General features: G+C 72.4%; 29 protein-coding genes. 17 read left to right on the top strand and 12 right to left on the bottom strand.

The window, feature by feature from the left end; all coding sequences use genetic code 11:
- The first annotated feature begins 15 nt into the window (after positions 1-15).
- The 5 genes from M5362_RS04275 to M5362_RS04255 are packed head-to-tail and all read left to right on the top strand — an operon-like array spanning position 16 to position 2,948.
- A complete protein-coding gene (locus tag M5362_RS04275; RefSeq protein WP_260225937.1) occupies positions 16-690 on the top strand; it encodes an AIM24 family protein in 675 nt (224 codons plus the stop codon).
- Complete coding sequence (locus M5362_RS04270) at positions 687-1,517, top strand: ATP-binding cassette domain-containing protein (protein ID WP_260226165.1); 831 nt, start codon at positions 687-689, stop codon at positions 1,515-1,517. The genes M5362_RS04275 and M5362_RS04270 overlap by 4 nt, the downstream gene beginning before the upstream one ends.
- Entirely contained in the window at positions 1,514-2,164 is a 651-nt protein-coding gene (locus tag M5362_RS04265) for an ABC transporter (RefSeq protein ID WP_260225936.1), read from the top strand. The genes M5362_RS04270 and M5362_RS04265 overlap by 4 nt, the downstream gene beginning before the upstream one ends.
- Positions 2,165-2,178: 14 nt before the next feature.
- Positions 2,179-2,364: a hypothetical protein gene (locus tag M5362_RS04260; protein ID WP_260225935.1), complete on the top strand. Its 186-nt coding sequence runs from the start codon at positions 2,179-2,181 to the stop codon at positions 2,362-2,364.
- Between the two features lie 47 nt (positions 2,365-2,411).
- Positions 2,412-2,948, top strand: coding sequence for a hypothetical protein (locus tag M5362_RS04255; protein ID WP_260225934.1), 537 nt, complete (start codon positions 2,412-2,414; stop codon positions 2,946-2,948).
- 18 nt (positions 2,949-2,966) lie between these two features.
- Here the strand turns inward: M5362_RS04255 and M5362_RS04250 are convergent, their stop codons facing one another.
- From M5362_RS04250 to zapE, 6 genes are all read right to left on the bottom strand, one after another.
- Positions 2,967-3,860 (bottom strand): polysaccharide deacetylase family protein, encoded by an 894-nt coding sequence (locus M5362_RS04250; protein ID WP_260225933.1) that lies wholly within the window; start codon positions 3,858-3,860, stop codon positions 2,967-2,969.
- Between the two features lie 131 nt (positions 3,861-3,991).
- Complete coding sequence (locus tag M5362_RS04245; protein ID WP_260225932.1) at positions 3,992-4,417, bottom strand: acetyltransferase; 426 nt, start codon at positions 4,415-4,417, stop codon at positions 3,992-3,994.
- Between the two features lie 192 nt (positions 4,418-4,609).
- Positions 4,610-5,578, bottom strand: coding sequence for a PPK2 family polyphosphate kinase (locus tag M5362_RS04240; RefSeq protein WP_374214403.1), 969 nt, complete (start codon positions 5,576-5,578; stop codon positions 4,610-4,612).
- Positions 5,579-5,663: 85 nt separating this feature from the next.
- On the bottom strand, positions 5,664-7,022 hold the full coding sequence (locus tag M5362_RS04235) for a PhoX family protein (RefSeq protein ID WP_260225931.1): 1,359 nt from the start codon (positions 7,020-7,022) through the stop codon (positions 5,664-5,666).
- A gap of 152 nt (positions 7,023-7,174) precedes the next feature.
- On the bottom strand, positions 7,175-7,600 hold the full coding sequence (locus M5362_RS04230) for an OsmC family protein (RefSeq protein WP_260225930.1): 426 nt from the start codon (positions 7,598-7,600) through the stop codon (positions 7,175-7,177).
- A 34-nt stretch (positions 7,601-7,634) separates the two neighbouring features.
- Positions 7,635-8,717 carry a cell division protein ZapE gene (gene zapE / locus M5362_RS04225; RefSeq protein ID WP_374214414.1) on the bottom strand — a complete coding sequence of 361 codons (1,083 nt, stop codon included), beginning with the start codon at positions 8,715-8,717 and terminating at the stop codon, positions 7,635-7,637.
- A 69-nt stretch (positions 8,718-8,786) separates the two neighbouring features.
- Between zapE and M5362_RS04220 the strand changes: the two genes are divergently transcribed.
- The 5 genes from M5362_RS04220 (at position 8,787) to M5362_RS04200 (ending at position 12,896) form a co-directional block, all read left to right on the top strand.
- A complete protein-coding gene (locus tag M5362_RS04220; protein WP_260225928.1) occupies positions 8,787-9,578 on the top strand; it encodes a pyrimidine reductase family protein in 792 nt (263 codons plus the stop codon).
- A gap of 106 nt (positions 9,579-9,684) precedes the next feature.
- Positions 9,685-10,167, top strand: coding sequence for an indole-3-glycerol phosphate synthase (locus M5362_RS04215; RefSeq protein WP_260225927.1), 483 nt, complete (start codon positions 9,685-9,687; stop codon positions 10,165-10,167).
- Between the two features lie 242 nt (positions 10,168-10,409).
- Positions 10,410-11,804 (top strand): UDP-N-acetylmuramate--L-alanine ligase, encoded by a 1,395-nt coding sequence (gene murC, locus M5362_RS04210; protein WP_260225926.1) that lies wholly within the window; start codon positions 10,410-10,412, stop codon positions 11,802-11,804.
- Between the two features lie 10 nt (positions 11,805-11,814).
- Positions 11,815-12,225 carry a peptide-methionine (R)-S-oxide reductase MsrB gene (gene msrB / locus M5362_RS04205; RefSeq protein ID WP_260225925.1) on the top strand — a complete coding sequence of 137 codons (411 nt, stop codon included), beginning with the start codon at positions 11,815-11,817 and terminating at the stop codon, positions 12,223-12,225.
- Between the two features lie 80 nt (positions 12,226-12,305).
- Complete coding sequence (locus M5362_RS04200) at positions 12,306-12,896, top strand: NAD(P)H-dependent oxidoreductase (RefSeq protein ID WP_260225924.1); 591 nt, start codon at positions 12,306-12,308, stop codon at positions 12,894-12,896.
- Here the strand turns inward: M5362_RS04200 and M5362_RS04195 are convergent.
- On the bottom strand, positions 12,847-14,196 hold the full coding sequence (locus M5362_RS04195) for a benzoate/H(+) symporter BenE family transporter (protein WP_260225923.1): 1,350 nt from the start codon (positions 14,194-14,196) through the stop codon (positions 12,847-12,849). The two genes, M5362_RS04200 and M5362_RS04195, sit on opposite strands and share 50 nt — an antisense overlap.
- A gap of 127 nt (positions 14,197-14,323) precedes the next feature.
- Here M5362_RS04195 and M5362_RS04190 point away from each other — a divergent pair, with 127 nt between their 5' ends.
- Positions 14,324-15,709, top strand: coding sequence for a TerD family protein (locus M5362_RS04190; RefSeq protein WP_260225922.1), 1,386 nt, complete (start codon positions 14,324-14,326; stop codon positions 15,707-15,709).
- A gap of 35 nt (positions 15,710-15,744) precedes the next feature.
- Here the strand turns inward: M5362_RS04190 and M5362_RS04185 are convergent, their stop codons facing one another.
- Positions 15,745-15,990, bottom strand: a complete 246-nt coding sequence (locus M5362_RS04185) for a DUF397 domain-containing protein (RefSeq protein ID WP_260225921.1) — start codon at positions 15,988-15,990, stop codon at positions 15,745-15,747.
- Positions 15,987-16,820: a helix-turn-helix transcriptional regulator gene (locus tag M5362_RS04180; RefSeq protein WP_260225920.1), complete on the bottom strand. Its 834-nt coding sequence runs from the start codon at positions 16,818-16,820 to the stop codon at positions 15,987-15,989. Before M5362_RS04180 ends, M5362_RS04185 begins: the two co-directional genes overlap by 4 nt.
- Before the next feature lie 145 nt (positions 16,821-16,965).
- On the opposite strand from M5362_RS04180, the gene M5362_RS04175 reads away from it, so the two are divergent.
- Positions 16,966-17,481, top strand: coding sequence for an ATP-binding protein (locus tag M5362_RS04175; protein ID WP_260225919.1), 516 nt, complete (start codon positions 16,966-16,968; stop codon positions 17,479-17,481).
- On the opposite strand, the gene M5362_RS04170 is transcribed toward M5362_RS04175, so the two are convergent.
- Positions 17,442-17,843: a VOC family protein gene (locus M5362_RS04170; RefSeq protein ID WP_260225918.1), complete on the bottom strand. Its 402-nt coding sequence runs from the start codon at positions 17,841-17,843 to the stop codon at positions 17,442-17,444. The two genes, M5362_RS04175 and M5362_RS04170, sit on opposite strands and share 40 nt — an antisense overlap.
- Positions 17,844-17,890: 47 nt before the next feature.
- Here M5362_RS04170 and M5362_RS04165 point away from each other — a divergent pair, with 47 nt between their 5' ends.
- Positions 17,891-18,526, top strand: coding sequence for a nucleoside/nucleotide kinase family protein (locus tag M5362_RS04165; protein WP_260226163.1), 636 nt, complete (start codon positions 17,891-17,893; stop codon positions 18,524-18,526).
- A 235-nt stretch (positions 18,527-18,761) separates the two neighbouring features.
- Here the strand turns inward: M5362_RS04165 and M5362_RS04160 are convergent, their stop codons facing one another.
- Positions 18,762-19,202, bottom strand: a complete 441-nt coding sequence (locus M5362_RS04160) for a MarR family winged helix-turn-helix transcriptional regulator (protein WP_260225917.1) — start codon at positions 19,200-19,202, stop codon at positions 18,762-18,764.
- A 91-nt stretch (positions 19,203-19,293) separates the two neighbouring features.
- Between M5362_RS04160 and M5362_RS04155 the strand changes: the two genes are divergently transcribed.
- Positions 19,294-19,719, top strand: coding sequence for a nuclear transport factor 2 family protein (locus M5362_RS04155; protein ID WP_260225916.1), 426 nt, complete (start codon positions 19,294-19,296; stop codon positions 19,717-19,719).
- 28 nt (positions 19,720-19,747) lie between these two features.
- Here the strand turns inward: M5362_RS04155 and M5362_RS04150 are convergent, their stop codons facing one another.
- A complete protein-coding gene (locus M5362_RS04150; protein ID WP_260225915.1) occupies positions 19,748-20,461 on the bottom strand; it encodes a gamma-glutamyl-gamma-aminobutyrate hydrolase family protein in 714 nt (237 codons plus the stop codon).
- 209 nt (positions 20,462-20,670) lie between these two features.
- Here M5362_RS04150 and M5362_RS04145 point away from each other — a divergent pair, with 209 nt between their 5' ends.
- The 3 genes from M5362_RS04145 to M5362_RS04135 all read left to right on the top strand — a co-directional run bounded on the left by M5362_RS04145 (position 20,671) and on the right by M5362_RS04135 (position 23,870).
- On the top strand, positions 20,671-21,588 hold the full coding sequence (locus tag M5362_RS04145) for a LysR family transcriptional regulator (RefSeq protein ID WP_260225914.1): 918 nt from the start codon (positions 20,671-20,673) through the stop codon (positions 21,586-21,588).
- A 34-nt stretch (positions 21,589-21,622) separates the two neighbouring features.
- Complete coding sequence (locus M5362_RS04140) at positions 21,623-22,603, top strand: hypothetical protein (protein ID WP_260225913.1); 981 nt, start codon at positions 21,623-21,625, stop codon at positions 22,601-22,603.
- Positions 22,604-22,691: 88 nt separating this feature from the next.
- Positions 22,692-23,870, top strand: a complete 1,179-nt coding sequence (locus M5362_RS04135; RefSeq protein ID WP_260225912.1) for an aminopeptidase P family protein — start codon at positions 22,692-22,694, stop codon at positions 23,868-23,870.
- Positions 23,871-23,886: the final 16 nt, after the last annotated feature.

Genomic DNA, 23,886 nt, shown 5'->3' with positions numbered 1-23,886 from the left:
GACAGGATGCCTGCCATGAAGAGCGATCTTTTTGCCAGCGAACACCTTGCCGAGACCGCGACGTTCCCCGGCATGACCCTGCAGAACGCCAAGTGCGTCAAGTACGCCGTCAACGGCGAGATGCAGGCCCGCCAGGGTTCGATGATCGCCTTCCGCGGCGACCTCCAGTTCGAGCGCAAGGGCCAGGGCATCGGCGGCATGCTCAAGCGCGCCGTCACCGGCGAGGGCCTGGCGCTGATGGCCGTCCGTGGCCAGGGCGAGGCGTGGTTCGCGCACGAGGCGCAGAACTGCTTCATCGTCGAGGTCGAGCAGAACGACGCGTTCACCGTGAACGGCCGTAACGTCCTCTGCTTCGACTCCACCCTCAGCTACGAGATCAAGACGGTGAAGGGCGCCGGTATGACCGGCGGTGGCCTCTTCAACAGCGTCTTCACCGGCTACGGCAAGATCGCCCTGATGTGCGAGGGCAACCCGATCGTCATCCCCGTCACCCCTCAGGCCCCGGTGTGCGTCGACACCGACGCCGTCGTCGGCTGGAGCGACCGGCTCAACACCTCGCTCCACCGCTCGCAGTCCGTCGGCTCGATGATCCGCGGCGGCTCGGGCGAGGCCGTCCAGCTGCGGCTGGACGGCGAGGGCTTCGTCATCGTCCGGCCGAGCGAGCTCACCCCGCAGAAGACGTCGAACTGAACCTGGAACGGGTGGGGCGCCGTTACGGCCCGCGCGGGCCCTGGGTGCTGCGCGAGGTCGCCCTCGGCGTGCCCGCCGGCGCCCTCGTCCGCATCACGGGCACCAACGGCACCGGCAAGTCGACGCTGCTCCGGATCCTCGCGGGCATCGACGCGCCGACGGAGGGCCGGATCACCGGCCGACCGCGGCGGACGGCGTACGTCCCCGAGCGCTTCCCGGTCGCCCTGCCCTTCACCGCGCGCGGCTATCTGACCCACCTCGGGCGTGTCCAGGGGCTCGGCCGGGCGGCAGCGGCGGCGGGGGCGGGGGAGTGGCTGGAGCGGTTCGGCGCCGGGGTCTTCGCGGACACCCCGCTCGCCGAGCTCTCCAAGGGCAGCAGCCAGAAGGTGGCCGTCGCCCAGGCGCTGCTCGCCGGCCCGGACCTGCTGGTCCTCGACGAGGCGTGGACGGGCCTCGACACGGACGCCCGCCACGAGCTGGACCGCGCCGTGCGCGAGCGGGTCGCGGCGGGCGGCACGGTCGTCTTCGTCGACCACGACCCGCGGCGGCTCGCGGGCGAGGCCGACGCGGCGTTCACGGTGGAGGCGGGACGGGTGAGCGCGGCGGACTCCCGTCGCGACGAGGGCGCGCGGATCCGCGCGAGGATCGTCGTCTCCGGCGGCCGCCCGCTTGCCGAGGGGCTGCCGGGTTCGCCCTCGTACGAGCACGGACCGGACGGCACGACGGTGTACGCGGTCGACGCGGCGCACTCCGACGGACTGCTCCGGGCGCTGCTCGAAGCCTGCTGGCACGTCCACGAGCTGAGCACCGAAGGCGTCCGGGTATGACCGCACTGCTGCGCTACCAGACCGACCTGCTGCTGCGTTCCCAGCGCTGGCTCGCCCCCCTGCTCCTGTACGCGGTCTTCCTCGGCGTCGGTGTGCAGGCCGGCGAGCCCGTGCTCGGCGCCCTCGGCTACTCCGCCGCCGCGCTGCTCCCCGTGACGGCCTGGGCGGTACGGATCTGCCTCACCCAGGAACCCTCGGCCGCGCGCAACGTGGTGGCCGCCGCGGCCGGACGGGCACGGGCCCATCTCGCCGCGCTGCTGGCCGCCGTGGCCTGCGCGGCGCTCCTCGGCGTCGTCGCCGTCCTCGGCGTGACGGCCGTCAGCGACCTGCGCCGGGTCGAACCTGCCGCGGCCCTGACCTCCGGGCTCCTGGCGACCGCGGTCTGCGTCCTGACCGGCGCTGCCGTGGGCGCCCTCACGACCCGGCCGATCCTGCGCTCACGGGGCTGGTCGCTCGCGGCGCTCGTCCTCGGCTCGCTCCTCGCGCTCGTGACGACCGGCTCGCCCGCGCAGTACGCGGTACAGGGCCTGATCACCGGCTCCCGCACCGCGACGGTCACCATGCCCTGGCTCGCCCTCGCGGGCGCGCTGCTCCTCGCCGCCGCCGCGGCGGCCGTGAGCACCCGGGCCACCGCCTGGCGGGAGTGAGTACCCTCGCCACCATGGACGAGTCCACGCCGTACTGCGAGCCCGCCGAGGTGAGGGCCGCGACGCCGGTCGCCGAAGGACCGTACGCCGAGTGCGTGCTGTGCCGGAAGCCGACCGAGTACCCCGAGTCGACCCGGGGGGCGACCCTCTGCCCGGTCTGCGCCTGGCAGGAGGCCCAGCGGACGGCCTGCTCGGGCTAGGCTGGTGACGCGACGTCACGTCGGCATCGGGAGACAGGGGGATCACGATGGAACGACTGGGACCGCTTGAGCTGGTCGGAGACCGGTGGACCATCGGGGACCCGAACCGAGAGGGCGGCTCGTGCCTGGTCCTCACCGCCGAGGGTCTGGAGCACCACCGGAACGCGGAACCCGAACCGCAGGCCGTCCTGCCGTGGTCCAGGTTCATGCAGATGCAGTTGTACGCCACCACGCGGGCGTGGATGGCCACCCGCACCATGGGCGCGCTGAGCGCCGTGGGCCCCGCCACCGCACCGGCCTACGGCCGCGACGGCTGCCGCGTGTACGGGCTGCTGCGCCATCCGTACGAGGACTGGTCGGCGCGCTACAGCCACCACGAGCGTCCCTACACGCCGGCCGACGTCTTCTGGCTGGGCCACCTGCTCCGGCACACGGTCGCGGCGAAGGCGGCCGACCGGTTGGGCGACGCGGAATGGCTGGCGACGGCGGTCACCCGGCTGGCGACGCTGCGCCCCTCGTGGGGCCTGACAGCGAACCGGCGGGCCGCGGAGGTCATCGCGGACCTCCACAACGTCGGGGTCTAGGCGTGGTCCAGCCGGTCTCTAAGGGGTCACCCGCTCTTCCATCAGCTCGGAGACCTTGACGAAGCGGTATCCCCTGGCCCGCAGTTCGGGGACGATCTTCCGGATCGCCTGTTCCGTGACGGGGGCGGCGCTGCGGGTGCAGTGCATGACCACGAGAGAGCCGGGCTTCACGCCGTCGAGTACCTGCTGGGCCACCGCGTCGCCGTCCTTGGCGAAGGCGTCGCCGCTGACGACGTCCCACTGCACCGCCGTGACCTTCGCGGGCGCGAGCGCGCGCAGCGCCCGGTCGTCGTAGCAGCCGCCGGGGAAGCGGAAGTACGGGACGACGTTGCGCGCCCCGGCCTTCCGGAACGCCTCGAAGGCCCGCCGGACGTCGGCGGCCATGTTCTCCTTGGTGACGGTCGGCAGGCCGTAGCAGGGCGAGGCGAAGGCGTAGTGGCTGTACGAGTGGTTGGCGATCTCGAAGCGGGGGTCGGTGCCGATGGCCCGCGCCTGGTCCGGGTACTCCTCGGCCCAGCGGCCCGTCATGAAGACCGTCGAGTCGACCCGGAGCCGGCGCAGGGTCTCGATCAGCGCCGGATTGTCGAACCGCTCTCCATCGGCCGCCCGCGCCCCCTGGTCGGCCGTCATGTCGGCGTCGAAGGTCAGCGCGACGACCTTGTCCGTGCCCTTCCGGGCCCGCTCGAAGACGGGCGTGAGCCCCTCGGGCCCCGGCGCCATGGTCGGCGGAGCCTTGCGCACGACGGCCGGCCCGGGCGCGGCACCGGCACTCGGGCTCCCGGCGGGCCTGGCGCCGGAGGTGGCGGACGTCGCCGGCGCGGTGGACGGGCTGTCGGGCGCGGCCGAGGTACCGGCCACGCCCCCGCCGCCGCAGCCGACGAGTACGGCACCCAACAGAGCAAGTGCCGACATCTTTCGTACAGAAATGGTCACGAACGGAATTTATCCGATCGTGCGGCTTCAACGCTCGCGGCTCGACAGCAGCAGCGCGCGCGTCCACACGGCGAGCTGACGGACCATCGCCTCAGCTGACGGCCAGGCGGCTAGCCGCAGTGACCCCACGGGCTCGTGTATTCGCTGCCATTGCTCATACCGTGAAACTGGACGCACTTGCCTGCGGCCGAGACGTAGACCGGCCCGGCGTAGGAGGAGTAGTGGTCCGTGTCCTGAATCCAGGAGCCGCCGTACACCCGAACCTTCGCGCTCATGTTCACCTTGAATTCCGGCTCGTCGCGCACGGTGACGACGCAGTTCTTCCCCGTGCTTCCGTTGTAGAGCAGGAATACGGTGGCCCAGTCATAGGTGGTCTGGTCTCTTGACAGTGGCATTCCGTCGATCACGCGGTAGCCGGACCCGCACGCGCTTTCTGCTTTGGCACTGGAGGCAGCGTGTGCCGGCGTTGACAGACCGATCAGACCCGCCGTGCTGAGCAGCAGGGTCAGCGCAACGCTCTTCCCGCGCAGCTTCATGGGACCTCCAAGAGACTCGTTCATGATCTTGAAGGCGACAGTAAAGCAGATCATCCGAGGGGTGAGGTTGGCGAGCGTCGGCGTCGGGCCGAGGGCAAGTTGTGGCCGGTCTGGGTCCTGGGTGGCGGCGGCGTCCTCCCGGGCGACCGCCCGGAAACCGGCCTCCGGCGCACCCTCGACAGGCGGCGCCGGTCACGTGGCCAGTAGCCTCTTCCGGGCCTCCGCCACGTCGAAGTCTCCCGGCGGATAGCGCGGGTCCAGGGCCTCCAGGTGTTCCAGGAGCAGCTTGCCGATGGCCCAGTTGCGGTACCACTTGCGGTCGGCCGGGACCACGTACCAGGGCGCCTCGTCGGTCGAGCAGCGTTCCAGCGCCAGCTCGTACGCCTCCTGGTACGCCGGCCACAGCGCGCGCTCCTCGATGTCGCCCGTGTTGAACTTCCAGTGCTTGTCGGGGTTGTCCAGGCGCTGAAGGAGCCGGGTGCGCTGTTCCTCGTACGAGATGTGGAGGAAGACCTTGACGATCGTCACCCCGTCGTCGACGAGGGACTCCTCCCAGCGGTTGATCTGGCCGTAGCGGCGGCCGAGGTCGCGGCGGGGGCCCAGCTCCCGCACGCGGGCGATGAGGACGTCCTCGTAGTGCGAGCGGTCGAAGATGCCGATCTCGCCCGGCACCGGCAGGGCCCGTGCGACCCGCCAGAGGAACGGGTGGCCGCGCTCCTCCGCCGTGGGCGCCTTGAAGGCGCGGATCCGGCAGCCCGAGGGGTTGAAGTAGCCGATCACATGCTTGACCGTGCCGCCCTTGCCGCTGGTGTCCATGCCCTGGAGGACGAGCAGCAGCCGGCGGCGGTCACCGGCCGTGCTCGCCGCGTACAGGCGCTCCTGGAGGTCGGCGAGGCGGGGCGCCAGCAGCGCCGACGCCTCGATCCCCGCCGCCTTGCCCGCCGGCCCGGCCGTGATCTCCGAGGCGGAGTACGAGGCGAGGTCGACGGGCCTGCCGACGGGCACGCGCAGCAGCTCACGCAGGACCGGGTCCTTCGCCGGGAGGAGCCGCGGAGCGCCGTCCCTCTTCGCGCCGTCCTTCTCCGCCCCGGCCTTCCGCTTCCCCTCCTTCTCCGCCCCGGCCTTCCGCTTCCCGTCCCGCTTGCCGTCCTTCTTCGCCACCTCGCGACCCTTCCCGTCCGCCCGGCACCTCCCCCCGATCCTGCGCCGGAACGGACGGCCGCGCGACCGGGGCGCCGGGCCTACGTCAGCACCACGGGCCCGTCACCGCGAACGTCGTGCCGGGCGTGTAGCAGTTGACGTACATCGTCCGGCCGTCCGGGGAGAACGTGACGCCCGCGAACTCGCCCCACTCCGGCTCCGCGGGGGTGCCGATGTTCTGCGCCCCGCGCGCCACCGCGTACACCTCGCCCCGCCTGCTCACCCCGTACACGTGCTGCGCCCCGTTGCCGTCCTCGCAGACCATCAGCCCGCCGCTCGGGGCGAGGCAGATGTTGTCCGGCGACTCGCCGGGGAGCTGGATGTCGGTGCTCGGGCCGAAGACGACGACGAGCGTCAGACGGCGGCGGTGCGGCTCGTACTTCCACACCTGGCCGAAGTGGGTCGCGCCGGAGCCGTCGCCGGTGCGGGCGAAGGACGAGACGAAGTAGACGGACCGGCCGCCCCAGTAGCAGCCCTCCAGCTTCTGGGCGTGGGTGATGCCCTTCGGACCGAAGTCCTGGTGCCTGATGGGGGTCTCGACCGCCAGCGGGTCCGGTACCGGCACCCACTCGACGCGGTCGAAGGTCGCCCCGGTCTCCTGGACCACGGAGAGGTCGGCCACGCCCGGCACCCGCATCGCCTGGAGCTCCCCGCCCGCGCGCAGCGAGCGGCGGCCGCCCATAGGCACCTCGGGCAGGAAGCGGTAGAAGAGCCCGAACGGCCGCTCGAAGGCGTCCTCCGTCTCGTACACGATCCCGCTGTGCGGGTCGACGGCGATCGCCTCGTGCTGGAAGCGGCCCATGGCCGTGAGGGGTACGGCTCCGGTGCGGTGCGGGTCGGCCCCGTCGACCTCGAAGATGAAGCCGTGGTCCTTGGTGTAGCCGTTGGTCCCGGCCTTGTCCTCGGTCTCCTCGCAGGTGAGCCAGGTGCCCCAAGGCGTCGGCCCACCGGCGCAGTTGACGGCCGTGCCGGCGATCGCGACGCGCTCGTCGAGGACGTCGCCGCACCCGTCGAGCGTGAGCGCCGTACAGCCGCCCTTCCCGGCGGGGTCGTAGGTCAGGCCCTCGACGGTCGGGACCCCGATGCGGCCGGTGGCGCGGTTCTCGTGGTTGCGGACCAGATGGACGCGCCCACGGCGGCCGGCGAAGGCGGCCATGCCGTCGAAGTTGCTGGGTACGGGGCCCTCGTCGGAACGGAGCGGCTCTCCCTCGCGCGAGAGGACCCGGTAGCGGAAGCCCTCGGGGAGGTCGAGCAGGCCGTCGGGGTCCGGGACCAGCGGGCCGTAGCCGGCGTGACCACGGGCGGCGGACGTGCCGGCGAAGAGCTCGGTGAAGGCGCCCGTGAAGGCGATGCCGGCGACGGACGCGCCGGTGCGGGACAGGAGCTGACGTCGTGTTGCGGACATGAGGCAACCCACTTTCCTGTGGGGGTACCCCCATGCCGAAGGCTATGGGGGAGGACAGGTGTGTGCTGTGACGTGTGACCCGCATGTGTGTATCACGCACCCTGGTGGCAGGTGAACCATGCGGGCCACAACGGCCTCATGTGGCGTGGGTGTCAGGCGAGTTCGGCGGTGAGCGTGATCGTCGTGCCGGTGAGCGCCTGGCTGACGGGGCAGTTCTTCTTGGCGTCCTCGGCCAGCGCCTTGAACTCGTCCGCGTCCAGGCCGGGGACCTCTCCGCGCACGGTCAGGTGGATGCCCGTGATGCCCTCGCCGGGCTGGAAGGTGACATCGGCCTTGGTCTCCAGGCGGGTGGGCGGGTTGCCCGCCTTGGCCAGGCCGTTGGAGAAGGCCATCGAGAAGCAGGAGGAGTGCGCGGCCGCGATCAGCTCCTCGGGGCTGGTCCTGCCGTTCGGCTCCTCGGTGCGGGCCGGCCAGGAGACGTCGTACGAACCGAGGCCGGAGGAGTCGAGGGTGACGACGCCCTTGCCCTTGAGGAGGTCGCCCTCCCAGACGGTGTGGGCGTGACGGACGGTGGCCATGGTGAATCCCTTTCGATCGGGTATGGCCCCCAACCTACTGCCCGACCAAGCCCTTCGCGTCCCGTGCCAGCGCCGTGAGCCGGGAGATCGCCCGGAAGTACTTCTTGCGGTACCCGCCCTTCAGCATCTCTTCACTGAAGAGGCGGTCGAAGGGGAGCCCGGAGGCGAGCACCGGGACCTCGCGGTCGTACAGCCGGTCGGCGAGGACGACGAGCCGCAGCGCCGTCGACTGGTCCGGGACCGCGGTCACGTCCGTGAGGCAGACCGCCGTCAGGTCGTCGGTGAGCGCGCCGTACCGGCTGGGGTGGACCTTGGCCAGGTGGTCGAGCAGGTGCGGGAAGTCGTCGAGCGAGGCGCCCGGGGTGGCGTACGCGGCCTTCGTCACCTGTTCGTCGGAGTACGGGGCCGGTGCCTCGGGCAGCCCGCGGTGGCGGTAGTCCTCGCCGTCGATCCGCAGCGGACGGAAGTGGGCGGAGAGGCCCTGGATCTCGCGCAGGAAGTCGGCGGCGGCGAACCGGCCCTCGCCCAGCTTGCCCGGCAGCGTGTTGGAGGTGGCGGCGAGCGCCACACCCTCCTCGACCAGCCGGCTGAGCAGGGAGGAGACCAGGACGGTGTCGCCCGGGTCGTCCAGTTCGAACTCGTCGATGCAGAGCAGCCGGTGTCCGCTGAGGGTCCGTACCGTCTGCTGGAAGCCCAGCGCACCCACGAGGTTCGTCAGCTCCACGAACGTGCCGAAGGCCTTGAGGCCCGGCTCGGCGGGAGTGGCGTGCCAGAGGGAGGCGAGCAGGTGCGTCTTGCCGACGCCGTAGCCGCCGTCGAGGTAGACGCCGCGCGGACCGCTGGGAGCGGCCGGCTTCTTCGCGAACCAGCGGCTGAGGCCGGGGCGCCGGCCGGCGCCGGAGGCGTGGGCGCCGCCGAGGCCCTCGGCGAAGGAGCTCAGGGCCTTGACCGCGTCGGTCTGGCTCGGCTGGTTCGGGTCCGGGATGTACGTGTCGAAGCGGACCGAGTCGAAGCGCGGCGGCGGGACCATCTCCGCGACGAGACGGTCGGCGGGGACGTGGGGCTCCCGGACGCACAGGGAGACCGGAGCCGCTTCGGAGGAAGCCGCTTCGGTTATGGCGGGGGAGGCGTGGGAGGCACGGGTCGACACAGTTCCCCACTCTATGCGCCGTGTCAGACTGCGAGGATGCGACGCCTGTTCCCTGTGACGGACATGACAGCCATCGACGACGCCGGACGCGACACGTCCGGTGACAGGGAGTGGTCCCTGGACGAGCTGGCCGATGCCTACGCGTACCCAGGCCTCGGCCCGGACGAGACCTGGCTGCGCGCCAACATGGTCTCCTCCCTCGACGGCGCCGGGCAGCACGACGGCCGCTCCCAGCCGCTCTCCTCCGACGGCGACATGCGGATCTTCGGCATGCTGCGCGGGCTCGCCGACGTGATCGTGGTGGGGGCGCAGACGGTACGCCAGGAGGGGTACCGCCCGGCCCGCGCGCGGGAGGCCTTCGCGGCCCGCCGGGCGGCCGCCGGGCAGGGCCCCGCGCCGGTGATCGCCGTGGTCAGCGCCTCCCTGGACCTCGACTTCTCGGCTCCGCTCTTCACGGAGCCCCTGGTTCCGACCCTCGTCCTGACCGGCGCCGTGGCGCCCGCCGACCGGATGACCGAGGCGATGAAGGCGGGCGCGGAGGTGGTGATCGCGGGCGACGGGCCCGGGGTCGAGCCGGCCCGCGCGGTGGCGGCGCTGGCGGAGCGGGGACTGCGGCGCCAGCTGACCGAGGGCGGTCCGCGGCTGCTCGGCCAGTTCGTGGCGGCCGGGGTCCTCGACGAGCTGTGTCTGACGGTCTCGCCGACGATGACGGCGGGCGGTGCGCAGCGCATCGCCGGAGGGCCCTCGGTGGAGGTGCCGCAGCGGTTCGCCGTGGCGTCCCTGCTGGAAGAGGCCGGGTTCCTTTTCACCCGCTACCGTCGGATCTGACAATCGGCGGAATTTGTCGTTCCGGTTAGCTTCCGCTGGGCACACTTACCCCCGTAGACCCCGTGCGGGCACGGGGAAGGATGGTTTCCGCAGAAGGGCTCCTGAGGTGTTCACAAGCGTTCTGATGATCGAGAAGCCCCTCACGTCCGTCGACGTGGAATTCGTCACCACCCTGCACGGCGACGAGGACATCTCGTTCATCGTGCTGATGCAGCCCCGTGGTGACCAGGCCGATGTACTGCTGCGTGCCATCGACGACGTCGCCATGGGCGAGCTGAAGGAAGCGGCCCGCGAGGGCGAGAAGCCGGAGGGCAAGGCGGCCCGTCTCCCCGCCGAGCAGGCGCTGGAGCACTCGCTCCAGGCGCTGCGGGACGCGGGCTGCGAGGCGGTCGGACAGGTGGTCGAGGACCACCCCCTGGACAAGATGAAGTCCGTGGTCGAGGAGTCCGAGGCGGACGAGGTGATCGTCCTGACGGCCCCCCACTACGTGGAGGAGTTCTTCCACCGGGACTGGGCGTCGCGGGCGAGACACAAGGTCGGCGTCCCGGTCCTGAAGCTCTTCGCCCACAGCGAGGCGGAGACCGCCTGACGGCCACCGCGACACCGCCTGACGGCCACGGCCTGACGACCAGCGCGACCGCCTGACGGCCACCGCGACCGACTGACGGTCATCGCCTGACGGCCACCGCCGCGTCCGGCCCCGGGTGCCACCCCGCCCGCGGGCCGGACGCGGCGCCGTGTCCGGCGGCCCCGGGGCCGTCAGCCCGGGACGGTCACGGCGAGCCACTAGGCTGGGGACCTCCTGTACGTCGTACCCCGGGGAGAACACTCATGGCACCCGCCATCCCTGCCGCCATGGAACGGCCGCACTTCATCGGCATCGGCGGTGCCGGAATGTCGGGCATCGCGAAGATCCTCGCCCAGCGGGGAGCGAAGGTCGCCGGCAGCGACGCGAAGGAGTCCGCGACCGCCGAGTCGCTGCGCGCGCTCGGGGTCACGGTGCACATCGGCCACGCCGCCGCCCACCTCGCCGACGACGCCTCCGCCGTCGTCGTCTCCAGCGCCATCCGCGCCGACAACCCCGAGCTGGCCCGCGCCGCCGAGCTCGGCATCCCGGTCGTCCACCGCTCCGACGCGCTCGCCGCGCTGATGCGGAGCCGGAGCACGATCGCCGTCGCCGGCACGCACGGCAAGACCACGACCACGTCGATGCTCGCCGTCGCGCTCACCGAACTCGGCCTCGACCCCTCGTACGCCATCGGCGGCGACCTCGCGGGCCCGGGCACCAACGCCCGCCACGGCGAGGGCGAGATCTTCGTCGCCGAGGCCGACGAGAGCGACCGCAGCTTCCAGAAGTACGACCCCGACGTCGCGATCGTCCTCAACGTCGAGCTGGACCACCACGCGAACTACGCGTCGATGGACGAGATCTACGAGTCCTTCGAGGCGTTCGTCGACAAGATCCCGACGGCCGGGACCCTGGTCGTCGGCGAGCACGCGGGCGCGCGCGAGCTGGCCGCCCGGGTCGCGGGCCGTGACGGCCTGGAGATCACCCGGGTCGGCGAGGGCGAGGACGCGGACGTCCGCATCCTCGCGATCACCCCGAAGGGCATGACCAGCGAGGTCACCGTCTCCCTGTGGGGTGGCGACGAGATCACCTTCACCGTCTCGGTGCCCGGCCGCCACTACGCCCACAACGCCGCCGCCGCCCTCGCCGCCGGCTCCCGTATGGGGATCGACCCCCGGGAGCTGGCCCAGGCCCTCACCGCGTACACCGGTGTCGGCCGCCGCCTCCAGCTCAAGGGCGAGGCAGCCGGTGTCCAGGTCATCGACTCGTACGCCCACCACCCCACCGAGATGACGGCCGACCTGGAGGCCATGCGCGGCGCCGCCGGGGCCGCTCGCCTCCTGGTCGTCTTCCAGCCCCACCTCTTCTCCCGCACGCAGGAGCTCGGCAAGGAGATGGGCGACGCCCTGGCCCTCGCCGACGCCTCCGTGGTCCTGGACATCTACCCGGCCCGCGAGGACCCGATCCCCGGGATCACCAGCGAGCTGATCATCTCGGCGGCCCGCGCGGCCGGCGCGGACGTGACGCCGGTGCACGACAAGGGCGCGGTCGCGGACGTCGTCGCGGGAATGGCCAGGCCCGGTGATCTCGTTCTGACGATGGGCGCGGGTGACGTCACGGACCTCGGTCCGCTGATCCTGGCCCGCCTTTCGAGCTGAGGAGCATGTGATGGCGGCGTACGAGGTCGAGAAGCCGGACGAGCAGTGGCGCGCGGAGCTGAGCCCGGCGGAGTACCAGGTCCTGCGGCAGGCGGGCACCGAGCCCGCGTTCCGCGGTGAGTACACGGACACGAAGACGAAGGGCGTCTACTCCTGCCGGGCGTGCGGCTCCGAGCTCTTCACGTCGACGGAGAAGTTCGAGTCCCACTGCGGCTGGCCGTCCTTCTACGACCCGAAGGACAGCGCGGCGGTCGAGCTGATCGCCGACCGCTCGCACGGCATGGTCCGCACCGAGGTCCGCTGCGCGCGCTGCGGTTCGCACCTGGGCCATGTCTTCGAGGGCGAGGGCTACCCGACCCCGACGGACCAGCGGTACTGCATCAACAGCATCTCGCTGAAGCTGACGCCCGACGAGGGCTGAGCGGCCGTCCGGACCACCGGCGGGGGCCCGGCGGGCCCTTGCCGTCCCCCTTCTCCTCCCCTCCCATCCAAGGTGGACGTGTGGCACACGTACACGTCGTCTACGCGCACCCCAGTGAGCGGAGCTTCACGCGCGAGGTCCTCGACGCGTTCCTGCGCGGGCTGGACGAGGCGGGACGCACGTACACCGTCTCCGACCTCTACGCGCGTGAGTTCCGCTCGGAGCTCACGCGCGCCGAGTACGAGCGGGAGTCCGGCCTGCGTTCCGACGCGCCCGTGCCCGACGACGTCGTCGCCGAGCAGGCCGCCCTCGCCGCCGCCGGCACGTGGGTCTTCCTCTATCCGGTGTGGTGGGCGGACTGCCCGGCCCGGCTCAAGGGCTGGTTCGACCGGGTCTGGACGGTCGGGTTCGCCCGGAAGACCGTCGGGCCTCCCACGGTGGCCGAGAAGGCGCTGGTGCTCTGCACGGCCGGGTACGACGTCGCCGAGCTCGACGCGTCCGGCTGCTACGGGGCGATGAGGACCGTCATGCTCACCGACCGGATCGGCGAGCGGGCGAGGACGAGCGAGTTCGTCGTCCTCGGGGGTTCGGCCACCACGGACGAGACGGAATGGCCGGCCCTCAAGGCCGCGCATCTGGCACGGGCGGCGGAGTTGGCGCGCTCTCTCTGAGGCCCTTGGGGTCCTCGGGGGCCTCGCGGTCCCCGGAGGCCGGTGCCGTGCCGCGGAGGCCCTCGTGTGCCGGTGCCGATGCCGGTGCGGGTGCCGGTGTCGTGGTCGTGGCCGTGGTCGTCCTGCGCCGTGCGAGGTCGCCCACGGCGAGGGTGAGAACGCCCGCCAGGAGGCCCCAGAAGGTCGAGCCGATACCGAAGAGCGTGAACCCGGACGCCGTGGCGAGCAGAGTGACCACGGCCGGCTCGCGGAGGCGGTCGTCCCGCAGGGCCGAGGTCAGGGAGGAGCCGATCGTGCCCAGCAGGCCGATGCCCGCGATGCCCAGGACCAGCGCCGGCGGCATCGCGGTCAGCAGCCAGCCGACCGTTCCGCCGAAGAGGCCGACCAGCAGGTAGAAGACGCCCGTCCAGACCCCGGCCACGTACCGCTTCCTGGGATCCGGGTGAGCGGCCTCTCCGCTGCAGATCGCCGCGGTGATCGCGGCCAGGTTCAGGCCGAAGCAGCCGAAGGGCGCGAGGACGGCGTTGACCGTGCCCGTCCAGGTCAGCAGGGGGGAGACCGGCGTGGAGTACCCGGCGTTGCGCAGGACGGCGACCCCCGGCAGGTTCTGCGAGGCCATGGTCACGGCGAAGAGCGGCAGGCCCACGCCGATGAGGACCTGCCAGTCGAACTCGGGGCGTACGAAGGACGGTTCGGCGAGCGTGAGCGCGAAGCCGTCCAGCTTCCAGGAGCCCTGCCACGCCGTGGCCGCGATGCCGACGGCGAGCGCGGCGACGACCGCGTACCGGGGGAACCAGCGCCGGCCGCCGAGATACGCCAGGAACATGGGGACGGCGATGGCGCCGTTCCGCTCCATCTGCGTGAACAGCTCGGTGCCGAACTGGAGGAGGACTCCGGCGAGCAGCGCCGAGGCGAGCGGCACGGGGATCCGGTCCATGATCCGCGCGAACCAGCCGGTGACCCCGCTGATCACGATGAGGACGGCGGACAGCAGGAAGGCGCCGACCGCCTGAGCCATCGTCACCCCCTGGAGCCCGGTGGCGAGCAGGGCGGCGCCGGGGGTGGACCAGGCCGTCACGACCGGAGCCCGATGGCGCAGGGACAGGCCGATGCAGGTGACGCCCATGCCGATGCCGAGGGCGAAGACCCACGAGGTGAGCTGGGCGGAGGTGGCTCCTGCCGCCTTGGCCGCCGTGAAGACGACGGCGACGGAGCTGGTGACGCCGATCAGCACGGCGAGGAATCCGGCGGAGACGGCGGTGGGCGGCGCGGCGGACCGGATGTGTCGTATGAAAGCCATGGCCAGGGCATCCTGGCACATCGCGTCTGCCGGATCCGACCCGTTTTCCACAGGGCTTGTCGCGTGGGCCCGGATCGTCGCAAGATCCAGGAGTGATCGATTCTGGGATCGATTCAGGGGAGGGGAAATGATCAAGGGGGGCAATGCCTTCGTTCCGACGGTGCCGCTACGGATCGCGGTGCGGAACGGAGTCGACGTGGCGGTCCTGCTGCTGACGGAGCAGGGGCGGGTCCGGGGGGACGCGGACATCGTGTTCCACGGCGCGCCGGTCCATCCCTCGGGAGCCGTACGGCTGCTGGGGGAGGAGAGCGGCACGGTGTGGCTGGAGGCCGGTCTCACCGCGGTCGAGGGGGAGATCGTCCGCGTGCTGGTGGTCGGGTCGACGGAGACCGGCGCGATGCGGGACGTGCACGGGCTGTCCGTGGAGGCGTTCGCGCCGGACGGCACGTCGGTCGCGCGGTACGAGGTGACGGACGCCGGCGGCGAGACGGCGATGGTGCTGGCGGAGCTGTACCGGCGGGCGGGAGGCTGGAAGTTCCGTGCGGTGGGGCAGGGTTATGTGAACGGCCTGGCGGGCCTGGCGACGGACCACGGCGTGGAGGTGGCGGAGAACGCCCCGGCGCAGGCCGAGGCCGCCCCGATCCCGTTCCAGCCTCCGCCCGCGGCTCCTTCCCAGGCGCCGGCTCCGTACCAGCCCCAGGCGCCGGTTCCGCCGCCGCAGGGGCCCGTTCCGTACCAGCCTCCGGCGCCCGGATTCGCGCCGCCTTCCGCGCCACCGCCCACGGTCGCGGCTCCGCCGTCACCGCCGCCACCCCCGCAGCCGCAGCCGGGCGGGGCGCCGGACTGGACGTACGGATCCGTCTTCGAGCCGTACGTCCAGACCGGCCGGGACAACGACGTGATCACCGTGAACGGGCTCCCGCCGGGGCCGGTCGTGGTCGACCTCCAGGTGCAGGGCGACGGGTACACGGGCCTGTGGCCGCTGACGCGGTTCAACAAGGAGGGAGACAGCCTCGTCAACAGCACCGAGGACAACTTCCGCGGCCGCGTCCTCACCCAGGTCCCCGGGAACGGGCGGCTGCGTCTCCAGCTGAAGGCGGACGGACCCTGGCGGATCGAGGTGCTGCCGCTGGCCGCGGCGACGCGTCTGACGGAGGAGGAGCTGGAGTGCCGCGGCCCGGACGTCCTGCTGCACACCGGAGGCATCGCCGATCTCGCCCTCCGCTACCGCGGTGACGACAACCTCATCATCAACCTCTACGAACTGGCGGGCCACGACGACCCCGCGGCTCTGCCCACCGACGAGAACGTGGTGAACGAGATCGGCAGACGACGGGAGACCGTGCCGCTGCCCGAGGGCCCGCTCATCGTCCACCTGGAGATGGCGGACGGCCCATGGCGGGCGCGGCTGGTGGACGTGCAGCCGCACAGCCGCCCACGGGTCGGCGGCGGGCAGGCGAACGTGACCGACATCAGCGCGGCCCAGGGATGGCTGCGGCGGGGCAGACGCTGAGCGATCCCTCCGCTCGCCCCGCCCCGCCGGGTGGTTCAGGCGTGGGTCGCGTGATGGACGAACGCGGCCCACGCGGTGGGGGCGAGGGCGAGCTGGGGGCCTCGGGGGTGCTTGGAGTCGCGTACGTGCACGGTGGTGGGGCAGGTGGCGACCTCCACGCAGTCGCCGTCGCCGCCGCTGCTGTAGCTGGACTTGTGCCAGGAGAGCGCGACTTCGACGCAGTCGCCGCTGCCGCTGCTGCTGTAGCTGCTCTTGAACCAGGCCAGTTCTGTGGTGCTCATGAAGCTCCTCGCATCTGCCGCAACAGGCTCCGGGAGTCTTCCAGGGTAAGAGCCTGTGACCGCATCCTGGCATACCGCATCTGGAGGATGCTGACCACTTTGGAGTCGGAGATGAACTGGCCGCTCTCCTGCCCCTCGCAGTAGCCGAACCACCGGTTGTCCGGGGTCTCCAGGAGTTGCATGGGGCCGCCGAGCCCCGCGTGATGGCCGAGCGACTTCGGGATGACCTGGACCTCGATGTTCCGGCGCTCGGCCAGTGCGAGGAGGTGGTCGAGCTGTTCCCGCGTCACCTCCGCCCCACCCGTGGGCCGTTCGAGGACATGCTGCTCGACGATGAAGCTGTAGGCGGTGTTCGGCCGTTCCGTCAGTAACCGCTTCCGTTCCAGCCGGGCGACGAGCTGCGCCTCGATCTGCTCGTCCCCGAGCGGCGGCCGCTGCTCGGCGAACAGCTCGTGCGCGTACGCCTTCGTCTGCAGGAGCCCCGGCACGAGCCGGTTCTCGTACGTGTAGAGGCTGAGTGCCTCCGCCTCCAGCTTCGCCCACTGGCGGAACCAACTCGCCAGCCCCGGCTGCCTCGACAGGTGCTTCGCCGCCGCCCGCAGGACACCGAACGCGTCCAGCACGTCCTCCGCCCGGTCCACGAAGTCCGAGGGCGGGAAGCGCCGGCCCTGCTCGATCGAGGCGACCGTGGGCAGGGAGTACCGCACTCGCGGCGCGAACTCCTCCTGCGTGAGCCGCACCCGCTTGCGGAAGGTCTTGACCACCTCCCCGAAGGACTTCAAGCTGTCCGACACCTCGGGCTCTCCGCCACTCGGGTACCCGTCCGTCATCCCGTACACCTCCCGTGCCCCCACACCCGACGGGGCCATGCTCACGGGCCGTCACCGGTACTGTCCACCCTCCGGACCCGTACGCTCACTCAGCGTACGGGTGGCTGACCTGGCATCCCGCCCCCGGCCTCGCCACATTGATCACATGACCACCCCCCGGACCCGGCAAGAACCCGTCACCGTACGTGTGTTCACCCAGCGCTTCAGCTCCACCCCGCGCGGCGCCCGCCTCGCCCGCCTCCTGGCCGTGCACCAGTTCCGGCACTGGGAGGTCCCGCAGGACACCGCCGCGCTCCTCGTGGCCGAGCTCGCCGCCAACGCCGTCACCCACGGTCGCGTCCCCGGCCGCGACTTCGAGCTGACGCTCGCGTACACCCCCGGCGCCCTCCTGCGGATCGACGTCTCCGACACCCGCAGCGAACACCGCCCGCCCGCCCCCGACGCCCTCCGCGCCCCGGACCCGCTCGCCGACACGGGCCGCGGCCTGTTCCTCGTCGCAGCCCTCGCCTCACGCTGGGAGGTCCGGCCCCGCCTCCCGATCGGCAAGACGGTCCGCGCCGAACTCGACCTCCGTACGACGGCGCCCGGGGCCGCGTCCGCGGCGCCCGGGGCCGCGTCCGTTCAGACCGCAGGCTCCAGGAGGTCCCAGCGGTTGCCGTAGAGGTCCTCGAAGACGGCCACCGTGCCGTACGGCTCGCGGCGCGGCTCCTCCAGGAAGTGGACGCCCGCGGCGGTCATGCGGGTGTGGTCGCGGGTGAAGTCGTCGGTGTGGAGGAAGAAGCCGACCCGGCCGCCCGTCTGGCGGCCCACGGCGGACTCCTCCTCCGGGCTCTTCGCGCGGGCCAGGAGCAGGCTCGTGCCGGAGGCGCCGTCGGGGCCCGCGGCGGGGCGGACCACGATCCAGCGGGAGCCGTCGTCGCGGGCGGTGTCCTCGACGAGGTCGAAGCCGAGGGCGCCCGTGTAGAAGGCGAGCGCCTCGTCGTAGTCACGGACGACAAGGGTGACAAGGGCGATGAGGGACATACCTCAAGGTTATACGTATGACCATCAGGGCGCCACGCGGTGCGACAATGCACCGCATGGACGCCCAGCCGCTCGCCGAACTCACCGACCGCGCCCGGCTCCTCGCCGTTCCCGGCCGGCGGCGGATCCTGGGCCTCGCCGGGGCGCCGGGGGCCGGGAAGTCCACGCTCGCGGCCCGCCTCGTCGCCCGGCTCGACGGCCTCGCCGCCCTCGTCCCGATGGACGGCTTCCATCTCGCGCAGGCGGAGCTGGAGCGGCTGGGACGCGCGGAGCGCAAGGGTGCGCCGGACACCTTCGACGCCGCCGGGTACGCCGTGCTGCTCGCCCGCCTCCGCGCCCCCGAGCCCGGCACCACGGTCTACGCCCCCGCCTTCGACCGCGCTCTGGAGGAGCCCGTCGCCGGTGCGATCCCGGTCGGGCCCGATGTCCCCCTCGTCGTCACCGAGGGCAACTACCTGCTCCACGACGAGGGTCCGTGGGCCGCCGTCCTGCCGCTGCTCGACGAGGCGTGGTTCCTGGAGCTCGACGACCGGCGCCGCGTGCCACGGCTCGTCGAGCGGCACGTCCGCTTCGGCAAGGACCGGGCGCATGCCGAGCGCTGGGTGCGCGACTCCGACGAGTCCAACGCGCGCCTCGTCGCCCGCGGCCGCGACCGCGCCGACCTCGTCGTCCGTATGACCTAGCGAGCCGCCGGGTCATAGGTGGGCGGGTCTAGGGCGTGTTTCGAAAGTCCCGTCTGGCCGGGAACGCCTGGCACGCACTCCCCCGTAGCCCTTCGGGCACGGGAGGTGCCCCCACGCCGCGTTGTCGGTCGTCGGCGCAGCCCGCTGCGCTCTCCTCCCTCCGCCTTGCGATCGCACGCACCAGACGCCCCCGGCCCCGCCCTTCGGGCGGACGACGCTACTTTCGAAACACGCCCTAGCCCCGCTGGTGGTGGGTGAGCAGTCGGGTGAGCAGATGGGTCAGGGTCTGCCTGTCCTCGGCCGAGAGCGGTTCGAGCAGTTCGTCCTGCACCCTGTCGAGTTCCTGCTCCATGCGTCGCAGCTGCCGGTGGCCCGCCGCGGTGAGGATCACCCTGTTGCGCCTGCGGTCGTCCGGGTCCGGCGTTCGCTCGACGCAGCCCTGCTCGGCCAGTTCGTTGATCGCCGCCACGACGTCGCTGCGGTCCATGCTGCACCGGCGGCCGAGTTCGGCCTGGCTGGCGACCCCGAACTCCTCCAGCGCGGCCAGGATCCGGTAGTGGTACCCGCGCCCGCCCACCTTGCCGAAGCCCTCGGACGCCAACCGGTGGGCGTGCACCGCCGCCTGGGTGAGCAGCCAGCTCGGCTTCGCGCTCATGTGCGCGGGGGTCTCTTCCACGCCGGCCACGATACATCGTTGGCGCGCCCAATGAATTTCTGTACAGTTGGCGTCGCCAATGTTGGGCTCACCAACGAAAAGGGATGTAGCCATGTCCACGCATGCTCCGGTCGTCGACCGCGTCGTCGACCGCATCGAGATCGCCGACCTGTTCGCCCGCTTCGCGCGCCTGCTCGACGAGAAGCGCTGGGGGGACGCGGACACCGTCTTCACCGAGGACGTGGTGGTGCACTCGCCGCGCTCGGGCGAGATCCGCGGCATCGACAAGGTCGTCGGCTTCATGCGCCAGGCCGAGGTCGAAGGGGAGCAGACCCAGCACGTGACCACCGACCTGCTGGTGGACGTCGACGGCGACGAGGCGACCGCCTCGGCGAACTCGCTCGTGTACTTCTACCGCGACGGCCGGGCGCCCCACCTGTCGAGCGGCCTGCGACTGGCCTGCACCGCGGTGCGGACGCCGGCGGGCTGGCGACTGCGCGAGTCGCGGACCATGCTCGCCTGGATGCGCGAGAACTGATCGCTCGTCCAGCGAGCCTGGTCCCGGACTATCGGGCGGCGTGCTCCGTCGCCGCCCGCGCCAACGCCCGCACGATCGGGTGGGGTCGCGAGCCGTCGCCCGCCAGTTCCGGCTGGAAGAGCGTCGCCAGGAAGAAGGGGTGGCCGGGCAGTTCCGCGATCCGGACCAGCCCGTCCTCGTCCTCGCCCGTGAACCGCAGACCGTGGGCGCGCAAGGTGTCCAGGTGGCGGCTGTCGGGACCGTAGTCGCAGTGGTACCGCTCCGTGGTCCGCTCGGCGCCGAGCACCGACTCCGCGAGCGATCCCGGAGTCATCCGTACCGTCCCCTCGTGCCCGACCAGCGAGCAGGCGAGCGGCGCGATCAGCAGGTCGTCGTCGGCGGCCGCCGGGTCGTTCTCGGCGTGCGCGGCCGCGGTCAGACCGCAGACGTCGCGGGCGAACTCGAGAAGGGTGTGCTGGAAGCCGCCGCAGGTGCCGAGGAGGGGGATGCCGTCCTCGCGGGCCGTACGGATCGCCGCCAGCGCGCCCGCCTCGCTCTCGTACGGGCTCCCCGGGAGCACCCACACCGCGTCGAACTCCTTCACCGCGTCCGGCGCCTCCGCGTCGCCGGTCGGGATCCAGTACGCGTCGAGCACGAGTCCGTCCCGCTCGGCCAGCGCGTCGAGCAGGCGGGGGATGCGGACATGGGACTTCACGTGCGGGGAACGGTCGCCGACGAGGGCGACGCAAGGGGTGTTCGTCATGCCGACCATGCTGGTCGGAGCTGCGGGTTCACGTCCAACGATGATTCCTGCACCCCCGATCGCGAACGCTTATGACGGCCCCCGGGCAGCCCGACCGCCGTGACCGGGCGACTTCCCCGCCGCCGTGACCGGTTGTCCCGACCAGCCGCCGTGACCGGTCGTCCCTGCCGCCCGTCGCTCGCGTACGCCCCGCCTATGCTCGGGATCCCATGGACCCGCACCACCTCCGTACCTTCGTCACCGTCGCCCGGCTCGCCTCGTTCTCCGAGGCCGCCCGCGCGCTCGGCTACACCCAGTCCGCCGTCTCCCAGCACATCGCCGCCCTCGAGAGCGACCTCGGGCTGCCGCTCCTCGGCCGCCGCCCCGTCCTTCCCACCCGCGCCGGCGACCGGCTCCTCGAACACGCCGGCTCGCTCCTCCTCCGGCTCGACGCCGCCCGCGCCGATCTCGCCCGGTTCGCCGCCGCGCCCCGCGAGACGCTGACCCTCGCCGCCTCCCCGCTCGCCCTGCACCCCCGTACCCTCGCCGCCCTGCCCGCGGTCGGCGTCACCCTGCGCACCCTGCCCCGTGACGAGGTGCCCGCCGCCGTCGCCGCCGGAACGGCCGACCTCGGCCTGGTCGACGGACTGGCCGCCCCCAGCGACCCGTTGCGGCTGCCCGACGTCGCGCCGCTCACCGCCGTGCGCGTCGCCGAGGAGCCCGTCGCCGTGGTCCTGCCCGCCGGGCATCCGCTCTCCGCCCGTCCTGGCCTGCGGCTCGCCGACCTCGTCGACGCCCGCTGGCTCGACGCGCCCGACGCCGGGATCCCGCTCGACCGGCTCCGCTCCGCGCACGGCGGCCCCTCCGGCCAGGGCTTCCGCACCGCCCTGCGCCACGAGGGCACCGACACCCGCGTCGTCGGCGCCCTGGCCGCCGCCGGACACGGCCTGACGCTGCTCCCCGTCTCCGTCGCCGCCACCGTCGCGGGAGCCGTCGCCGTACCGCTGAGCGCCCCGCGCCTCGTCCACCGCACCGAACTGCTCCACACCGGCGCCGAACCCGTGGGCACCGCAGCCGAGTTGGTCCGACGGCTGACGGCCGGGGCCCGGCCGATCACCGGCCGGACCGATCGACACGGCACCCCCTAGGCTGGGACCACGGCGAGAGGAAAGGCGGGCGGACGTGGGGTTGTTCCGGCGAGGACCCAGGCGTGACGGTGACGACGTGCCCAGGGACCCCGAGTTCTCGTACTTCTCCCAGCGCGAGGCCGCCCTCTTCCGCAGCCGCGTCCGAGAGGCCTTCGCCGAACTCGGCCTGGAGGTCACGGTCTACGCCGACCTGGTGCGCGACGCCGACGGCCGCGTGTTCGGTCTCGGCAACCTCGCCGCCGTCTGCCACAACGACCGGCGCGGGCCGCGTGCCTGGCCCGCGCTGATCCGCCGCCACGTCGGCCTGGTGTTGCGCACCATGGACGGCCCCTCGGCGCTCGACACCCTCCGGCCGGAGCAGATCCGCGCCCAGCTCTACCCCCGGGTGGTCAGCGGCGAGGGCATCGACCCCGGGACCTTCGGCTACGCCCGGAGCGTCGCGCCCGGACTGTACGAGATCCTCGCCCTCGACCTCCCCGAGAGCGTCATGATGCTGACCGACGAGGCCCTCGAACCGCTCGGCGACGTCGAGGACCTGCGCGACCGGGCGCTCGCCAATCTGCGCGGGCTCCCCGTCGAGGGCCACGAGACGGTACGGGACGCCGACGGCATGTGCTTCGAGGTGCTCCTCGGCGACTCCTTCTACACCGCGAGCCGCGTCCTCGACCTGGACGCCGTGGTGCGGCGCGTGACCGGGCGGCCGCTCGGCGAGCACGGGGCGCTTGTGGCCCTGCCGTTCCGGCACCAGTTGGCCTTCCACCCGATCCGCGACACCACGATCGTCCCCGCGCTCGGCGCGATGGCCTCGTTCGCGGCCTCCGGCTACGAGGACACCCCCGGCGCCATCAGCCCGTACGTCTTCTGGTGGCGCGGCGGCACGCTCACCCAGCTCAGCGACCATGACGGGGAGGACGGGGAGCTTCGGATCGTCGTGGGCGAGGACTTCCACGAGCTGCTGGAACGTCTCATCGCCCAGGGCCCCGGCCACGGCCCGGACGCCGGTCCGGACCTCTGACCGGCGCAGACGTGACGCCTGCCCGCCGCCCGCAGCCGCCCGCCGCCGAGCGGTCGCGCCCGTGGGGCCCGGCGGGCAGGATGACCCCATGCCGAGTACGCCCGAGTCCCGTACGCCCGAGTCCCGTACAGCCGAGCCCCGTACGCCCGCACCCTTCACCGTCGACGACTACCGTGCCCGGATGGACCGTGCCGCCCGGTCCGCGGCCGACGCCGGACTCGCCGGCGTCCTCGTCGCCCCCGGCCCCGACCTCGTCTATCTGACCGGCTACCAGCCGACCGCCATCACCGAGCGGCTCACCGTCCTCGTCCTCGCCGCCGGCCGGGACCCGGTGCTGGTCGTGCCGACCCTGGAGGCCCCGGACGCCGAGAAGGCCCCGGGAGCCGCCGCGCTCACGCTGCGGGACTGGACCGACGGGAAGGATCCGTACGCCGTCACCGCGCCCCTCCTGGACGCCGAAGGGCGCTTCGGCGTCAGCGACAACGCCTGGGCGATGCACCTCCTCGGCCTGCAGAAGCAGCTGTCCTCCACGTCGTACGTCTCGCTGACCGACGCGCTGCCGATGCTGCGGGCCGTCAAGGACGCCCACGAGCTGGAGCGCGTCGCGGCGGCCGGGGCCGCCGCGGACCAGGCGTACGGCGAGATCCTCAAGGTGGCCTTCGCCGGCCGGCGGGAGACCGAGGTGGCGGCCGACCTCGCCGCGCTGCTCATGCGGTTCGGCCACTCCCAGGTCGATTTCACCGTCGTCGGCTCCGGACCCAACGGCGCCAACCCGCACCACGAGGCGGGGGAACGGGTCATCCAGCGCGGGGACATGGTCGTGCTCGACTTCGGCGGCCTCAAGCACGGGTACGGCTCCGACACCACCCGAAGCGTGCACGTCGGCGAGCCGACCGCCGAGGAACAGCGCGTCCACGACCTGGTGCGGGAGGCGCAGCAGGCCGGATTCGAGGCCGTACGGCCGGGCGCGGCCTGCCAGGACGTGGACCGGGCGGCGCGCAAGGTCATCACGGACGCGGGGTACGGCGCGTACTTCATCCACCGCACCGGCCACGGCATCGGGGTCACGACCCACGAGCCGCCGTACATGATCGAGGGCGAGGAGCGGCCGATCGTGCCGGGCATGTGCTTCTCCATCGAACCGGGTGTCTATCTGCCGGGCCGCTTCGGGGTCCGGATCGAGGACATCGTGACGGCGACCGAGGAGGGCGCGGGCGGCGGCCGCCGCTTCAACAACACGCCGCGCGAGATGGCGATCGTGGAGTGACGGGACAGGACGGGCC

The organism is Streptomyces sp. Je 1-79 (assembly GCF_025195125.1).
Classification (GTDB): Bacteria; Actinomycetota; Actinomycetes; order Streptomycetales; family Streptomycetaceae; genus Streptomyces.
This window is presented reverse-complemented; position numbering and strand designations above follow the sequence as displayed.

What these genes read in the sequence shown, in the direction of transcription:
- M5362_RS04230 (WP_260225930.1), bottom strand. Translation starts at nt 7,600, where the DNA reads ATGGCCACCGTCCGTCACGCCCACACCGTCTGGGAGGGCGACCTCCTC.
- M5362_RS04245 (WP_260225932.1), bottom strand. Translation starts at nt 4,417, where the DNA reads ATGAAGCTGCGCGGGAAGAGCGTTGCGCTGACCCTGCTGCTCAGCACG.
- murC (WP_260225926.1), top strand. Translation starts at nt 10,410, where the DNA reads ATGGCACCCGCCATCCCTGCCGCCATGGAACGGCCGCACTTCATCGGC.
- M5362_RS04145 (WP_260225914.1), top strand. Translation starts at nt 20,671, where the DNA reads ATGGACCCGCACCACCTCCGTACCTTCGTCACCGTCGCCCGGCTCGCC.
- M5362_RS04175 (WP_260225919.1), top strand. Translation starts at nt 16,966, where the DNA reads ATGACCACCCCCCGGACCCGGCAAGAACCCGTCACCGTACGTGTGTTC.
- M5362_RS04185 (WP_260225921.1), bottom strand. Translation starts at nt 15,990, where the DNA reads ATGAGCACCACAGAACTGGCCTGGTTCAAGAGCAGCTACAGCAGCAGC.
- M5362_RS04165 (WP_260226163.1), top strand. Translation starts at nt 17,891, where the DNA reads ATGCACCGCATGGACGCCCAGCCGCTCGCCGAACTCACCGACCGCGCC.
- msrB (WP_260225925.1), top strand. Translation starts at nt 11,815, where the DNA reads ATGGCGGCGTACGAGGTCGAGAAGCCGGACGAGCAGTGGCGCGCGGAG.
- M5362_RS04235 (WP_260225931.1), bottom strand. Translation starts at nt 7,022, where the DNA reads ATGTCCGCAACACGACGTCAGCTCCTGTCCCGCACCGGCGCGTCCGTC.
- M5362_RS04180 (WP_260225920.1), bottom strand. Translation starts at nt 16,820, where the DNA reads ATGACGGACGGGTACCCGAGTGGCGGAGAGCCCGAGGTGTCGGACAGC.
- M5362_RS04250 (WP_260225933.1), bottom strand. Translation starts at nt 3,860, where the DNA reads ATGTCGGCACTTGCTCTGTTGGGTGCCGTACTCGTCGGCTGCGGCGGC.
- M5362_RS04190 (WP_260225922.1), top strand. Translation starts at nt 14,324, where the DNA reads ATGATCAAGGGGGGCAATGCCTTCGTTCCGACGGTGCCGCTACGGATC.
- M5362_RS04255 (WP_260225934.1), top strand. Translation starts at nt 2,412, where the DNA reads ATGGAACGACTGGGACCGCTTGAGCTGGTCGGAGACCGGTGGACCATC.
- M5362_RS04135 (WP_260225912.1), top strand. Translation starts at nt 22,692, where the DNA reads ATGCCGAGTACGCCCGAGTCCCGTACGCCCGAGTCCCGTACAGCCGAG.
- M5362_RS04275 (WP_260225937.1), top strand. Translation starts at nt 16, where the DNA reads ATGAAGAGCGATCTTTTTGCCAGCGAACACCTTGCCGAGACCGCGACG.
- M5362_RS04155 (WP_260225916.1), top strand. Translation starts at nt 19,294, where the DNA reads ATGTCCACGCATGCTCCGGTCGTCGACCGCGTCGTCGACCGCATCGAG.
- M5362_RS04195 (WP_260225923.1), bottom strand. Translation starts at nt 14,196, where the DNA reads ATGGCTTTCATACGACACATCCGGTCCGCCGCGCCGCCCACCGCCGTC.
- M5362_RS04260 (WP_260225935.1), top strand. Translation starts at nt 2,179, where the DNA reads ATGGACGAGTCCACGCCGTACTGCGAGCCCGCCGAGGTGAGGGCCGCG.
- M5362_RS04150 (WP_260225915.1), bottom strand. Translation starts at nt 20,461, where the DNA reads ATGACGAACACCCCTTGCGTCGCCCTCGTCGGCGACCGTTCCCCGCAC.
- M5362_RS04265 (WP_260225936.1), top strand. Translation starts at nt 1,514, where the DNA reads ATGACCGCACTGCTGCGCTACCAGACCGACCTGCTGCTGCGTTCCCAG.
- M5362_RS04170 (WP_260225918.1), bottom strand. Translation starts at nt 17,843, where the DNA reads ATGTCCCTCATCGCCCTTGTCACCCTTGTCGTCCGTGACTACGACGAG.
- M5362_RS04220 (WP_260225928.1), top strand. Translation starts at nt 8,787, where the DNA reads ATGCGACGCCTGTTCCCTGTGACGGACATGACAGCCATCGACGACGCC.